Source organism: Micromonospora sp. H61, assembly GCF_018070325.1.
GTDB classification, from domain to species: Bacteria; Actinomycetota; Actinomycetes; order Mycobacteriales; family Micromonosporaceae; genus Micromonospora; species Micromonospora salmantinae.
Genome location: NZ_JAGPXY010000247.1, coordinates 1 through 584, shown reverse-complemented (window position 1 = coordinate 584; position 584 = coordinate 1). Strand labels below are relative to the sequence as shown.

At 64.4% G+C, this 584-nt stretch carries 1 protein-coding gene; it reads right to left on the bottom strand.

Annotated features, from left to right (window positions below; all coding sequences use genetic code 11):
* Positions 1 to 584: hypothetical protein (locus KBX08_RS33420; protein ID WP_210787734.1), on the bottom strand; the 584-nt coding region annotated here is incomplete at both ends.

The following is a 584-nucleotide window of genomic DNA, read 5'->3' as shown; positions in this document are numbered from 1 at the left end:
TGGTAGGACTGTCGATCGCACTTCGGGTGATCGGAACGCTGTAGCTGGGAGTCGGGTGTCGTTGCTTGTTGAGCCCCTCCAGGTGGAGGTACACGATTGAGTTGTTAAACGTGACGACTTCACTGCCGGCGTCGTCGACGAACGCCCGTGCCGTGTCGATGCTCATAACGCTCTTGTACGTGCTGCCGTCGCTGCCGGCTACGACCACATTCGACCAGTCGTCCGGAGCCGACGGGTTGGCCGCCTCGACGTACTGGATGACCGACTCCCCGAATACGCGACGTCGAAGCTCGGCTTCGAGCCGTACGGCATCGAACGCGACCGGCACGGTCTCCATGCCGCTGTTGGACACGGTGCTGGCTGGCGGGATCTTGACCGCCGCCCAACTAAGTCCGAGCCAGTCGTAGCAGAACTGCTCCAGACGCCGCCGCTCTGAGGCGAGCCGGCGGCGGTGCGGTTCGTCGTCGCCACCGTGCGCCTGCCACGCCGCGAGGTCGGCGTTGTACAACTCCGTCTTCGCGAGGATGATGTCTCGAACAAGGTCGCGGGGCGGAACCTTCTGCAAAGCCAGCGCCGCCTGTCGC